General features: G+C 71.7%; 3 protein-coding genes and 1 pseudogene. All 4 read right to left on the bottom strand.

Features of this window, described 5'->3' with window-relative positions:
- Positions 1–213: 213 nt before the first annotated feature.
- Positions 214–1545, bottom strand: a complete 1332-nt coding sequence (locus tag G3I19_RS35030; protein ID WP_164267726.1) for a peptidoglycan recognition family protein — start codon at positions 1543–1545, stop codon at positions 214–216.
- Positions 1546–1791: 246 nt separating this feature from the next.
- Positions 1792–2292 (bottom strand): hypothetical protein, encoded by a 501-nt coding sequence (locus tag G3I19_RS35025; protein ID WP_164267725.1) that lies wholly within the window; start codon positions 2290–2292, stop codon positions 1792–1794.
- Between the two features lie 206 nt (positions 2293–2498).
- Positions 2499–3698, bottom strand: coding sequence for a thiolase domain-containing protein (locus G3I19_RS35020; protein ID WP_164267724.1), 1200 nt, complete (start codon positions 3696–3698; stop codon positions 2499–2501).
- Positions 3695–4144: pseudogene (locus G3I19_RS35015) on the bottom strand (lipid-transfer protein); the annotation flags it as partial. The gene G3I19_RS35020 and the pseudogene G3I19_RS35015, both read right to left, overlap by 4 nt.

The raw sequence follows: 4144 nt of genomic DNA, 5'->3' as shown, positions 1-4144 counted from the left end.
GACGACTGCGCCCTGGCCCGGCGCGCCGTGCGCGCGGCTGTCGGGACCCGCTGAACCGCGGGGACCCGGCACCGGGTCCCCGGGAGGGGGAAGCACGGTGCGCACCCGGTGCCGACACACTGGGTGCGCACCGTGCTGTTCCGGCGCGGCCGCGGCGCGCGCTCACCGCACGGGAGACGCTCCGGCGGGCGGCTGGGGCAGGCCGGCCGGTCGTCAGTGTGTGCGCAGGATGTCGACGTCGGACGCCTTCACGAAGGCCACCCGGTGTCCGATCTGCACGGTCACGTACGTGGTGGCGCCGGGGAAGTACGTGTGGTCGTACGGGTAGGAGGCGTCGATCGTCGGCGCGTAGTAGTAGCCCGTGGGCGCCTCGCCACCGCCGGGGTACGCCTGGCCCTGCTTGATCGTGTACGGGAGCGGTGTGCCCAGGTGAGCGGCGGTGAAGTCGGCCGGGTACTCGCTCTTCTCCGGGTAGGCCACCCCGTACACCGGTACATCGGTCCGGCCTGCCTTCGGCTTCACCACGTAGCCGGACGTCGGTGTGATGGTCCTGGTGTGCGCCGGGCTCTGGAACCAGGCTTTCTGCCCGTACCACCAGATCGCGGTCCAGCCGGGTGCGTGTCCGGCGACCACGGCCTGCTGCGATGCGCTGACCTTGCTGCCCCAGTCGGCGATGCAGTTGGTGCCTGGCTTGCCGTCGGTGTGCAGCGCCGGGTCGGAGAAGAGCGGTGATCCGGTGGAGGGCGCGGTGTGGAGGGGCACCGCGCTCGAAGCCTGCGCCGGGAGGTCGACGTTCTTCTCGCAGTCCCGGAACTTCTGGATGTTCTCCTTGAACACCGGGCTCACGGTGACGAGTTGACTGTGGGGCGAGGCGGTCGGGACGGTGGGCCTGCCGACCAGCTTCATGAAGTAGTCCCAGTCCCAGTACGTGCCGGGGTCCCAGTGCATGGCCGCTGTTCCGGCGGTGCTGGTGGGCGGGACGTTGTCGTGGCCGATGATGTGCTGGCGGTCCAGCGGGATGTCGTACTTGGCCGCGAGGTAGCGCACGAGGGCTGCCGTCGAGCGGTACATCGCCGGGGTGAACCACTTGGCGCCGTCGGTCGCGATGCCTTCCTGCTCGATCCCGATGGACTGCTGGTTGATGTACCAGTTGCCCGCCTGCCAGGCGATGTCCTTGTCCTTGACCATCTGCGCCACATGACCGTCGGCGGAGCGGACCACGTAGTGCGCGGACGTCTGGCTGTGCGGGTCCTGGAAGATCTGCAGCGTCCGGTCGAAGGTTTCCTCGGTGTCGTGCAGGACGATGTACTTGATCTTCCCGGTGTGCGGGCGGTCCGCGGTGTCGTAGTTGCCGTACGTCTCCTTGTCGGCGGGGTCACCGGTCTGCTGGTAGGCGGCGGGGGCCCACGCGCAGTCGAGGGTGCGGGGGCACTCGGGCCGGGTGTCCCGGGGGGTCGCCTGCGCAGCCGGGCCGGTCAGGGCGAGGCCGAGGGTGCTCGCGGTGGTCAGCGCGAGCGCGAGTCTGATCCGCTGCTTGGACGTCATGACGGCCCTTCTTGCCGGGAGTTGCGCCGTGGTGATCGCTCGAACGGTATGGGCGCACTCTCCGACCTGAGGTGATGGCACGTCAAGAGCGCCGCACGGGGCGGCTGTTGAAACAGATGTCCAGACCACTGGCATGGCCGATGACCAGCGCGGAAGGCGCGGCAACCATGCGATGGCGAAGACGTGTTACCCGGGTTCTACGTCCGCGGGGATGCTCCCGCGTACGACCGGGCCGGCGCGCGGGGCTCAGCCCTGCTGGAACATCTCGGCGGGCAGCGGCTTCAGGAGGGCGTACAGATCGTCGGTAATCGGCCGGTCCCAGCTGGCGATGGTGACCAGGACCTTGTCGCTGCGGTCGAACTGCACGCAGGAGATCCGGCTCTCCGAGAGCTTCAGACGCCGCACGATGAGGAGGTTGTCGCCCTGCATCACCGGCATGTCCTCGGTGTCGAGCACCTCGATGGGCTCGTCGTTCTCCAGGGCCGCGAGGAGCTGCGCCACCTCGAAGGGGATCTGGCCGTCGGCGACCTCGCGGGCGGGCGAGCCCTCCGGCAGATTCCCGATGATCATCGCGGGGCCGCGGCCGCCGAAGAGGTCGTACCGCAGGAAGACGCCCTGACAGGTGCCGTCGGGTGCGGGGAGGAGTCCGGCGCCGAGGTTGCCGGGCCAGTCACCCGGGTCCATGGCCAGGACGTCGAAGTCCGGGCCCGCGGGAGTGGCGGCGCTGCGGCGGCGGAGGAAGGACATACAGCCATGGTACGTGGCCCCGGCGGTCCGCCGAAGCCGGGGCCGGGGCTGTGCGGAGCGGTCCTCACCGTCCCCGCGGCCACCCGCGGGAAAGCCCGGCGCGGACCGGCGCAGACGCCCCGCAGCGGCCCGCGGGCATCGAGCCGCGCGGCGGGACGGAAGCCGTGCGGGGGCCGGACAGGGCCCGTCGGGCGGTCCCCCGGCGGTCAGCCGGTGGGCGGCTCCGAGCCCACCAGCCACATGGAGAAGAACTGCGAGCCGCCGCCGTAGGCGTGCCCCAGCGCCTTGCGGGCGCCGTCCACCTGGTGCTCGCCCGCCGCGCCGCGGACCTGGAGCGCGGCCTCGGCGAACCGGATCATCCCGGAGGCCCCGATGGGGTTGGTGGAGAGCACCCCGCCCGAGGGGTTCACCGGCAGGTCGCCGTCCAGCTCGGTGGCGCCCGACTCGGTGAGTTTCCAGCCCTCGCCCTCGGCGGCGAAGCCCAGGTTCTCCAGCCACATCGGCTCGTACCAGGAGAACGGGACGTACATCTCGACCGCGTCGATCTCCCGGCGCGGGTCGGTGATGCCCGCCTGCCGGTAGACGTCGGCGGCGCAGTCCTTGCCCGCCTGCGGCGAGACGAAGTCCTTGCCTGCGAAGAGGGTGGGCTCGCTGCGCATCGCCCCGCCGTGCATCCAGGCGGGCGGCCGGGGTGAACGGGCCGCCCCCGCACGGTCGGTGAGGACCATCGCGCACGCCCCGTCCGACGACGGGCAGGTCTCGGAGTAGCGGACGGGGTCCCACAGCATCGGGGACGCCTGGACCTTCTCCAGGGTGATGTCCTTCTCGTGCAGATGGGCGTAGGGGTTCTTCAGCGCGTTGCGGCGGTCCTTGTACGCGACGAGCGAGCCGACCGTGTCGGGCGCCCCCGCCCTGCGCATATAGGCCCGCACATGCGGGGCGAAGAACCCGCCGGCGCCGGCGAGCAGGGGCTGCTGGAACGGCACGGGCAGGGAGAGTCCCCACATGGCGTTGGACTCGGACTGCTTCTCGAAGGCGAGGGTCAGCACGGTCCTGTGCACCCGCGACGCGACCAGGTTGGATGCGACCAGTGTGGTCGAGCCGCCCACCGAGCCCGCGGTGTGCACCCGCATCATGGGCTTGCCGACGGCGCCCAGCGCGTCCGCCAGATAGAGCTCCGGCATCATCACGCCCTCGAAGAAGTCCGGGGCCTTGCCGATGACGACGGCGTCGATGTCCGCCCAGGTCAGCTCGGCGTCGCTCAGGGCGCGCCCGGCCGCCTCGCGGACGAGTCCGGCGATGGAGACGTCGTGCCGGGCGGCGACGTGGTGGGTCTGGCCGATCCCGACGACGGCCACCGGTTCCTTGCCGGCCGCACCTCGGCCGTTCGCTGGCTGGTTACTCACTGGGCCTCTCCTTCGAGGACGGCGACCAGATTCTGCTGGAGGCACGGGCCGGAGGTCGCGTGGGCGAGGGCCCGGTCGGACTCCCCGCGCTGGATCCGGGCGGCGGCCTCGCCGAGCCGGATGAGCCCGGCCGCCATGACGGGGTTCGCGGCGAGCGCGCCGCCCGACGGATTGACACGTACGCCGTCGCCGAGCCGGAGCGCCTTGCGCAGGACGACTTCCTGGGAGGTGAAGGGCGCGTGCAGTTCGGCGGTGTCGACGGGGCGCTCGAAGGCGCCGGCCCGTTCGGCGGCCAGCCGGGCCGACGGTGAGTCGGTGAGGTCGCGCACGCCGAGGCTGTGGGCCTCGATGCGGTGGTCGATGCCCCGGATCCAGGCGGGGCGTTCGCACAGGGCGCGCGCCCGGTCGCCCGCCGCGAGTACGACGGCCGCCGCGCCGTCCCCGAC

It is taken from the genome of Streptomyces sp. SID10853 (assembly GCF_010548145.1).
Taxonomy (GTDB): domain Bacteria; phylum Actinomycetota; class Actinomycetes; order Streptomycetales; family Streptomycetaceae; genus Streptomyces.
Note: the sequence above shows the minus strand (reverse complement) of the source record. Positions and strands in the feature narration are given on the sequence as shown.

What these genes read in the sequence shown, in the direction of transcription:
- G3I19_RS35030 (WP_164267726.1), bottom strand. Translation starts at nt 1,545, where the DNA reads ATGACGTCCAAGCAGCGGATCAGACTCGCGCTCGCGCTGACCACCGCG.
- G3I19_RS35025 (WP_164267725.1), bottom strand. Translation starts at nt 2,292, where the DNA reads ATGTCCTTCCTCCGCCGCCGCAGCGCCGCCACTCCCGCGGGCCCGGAC.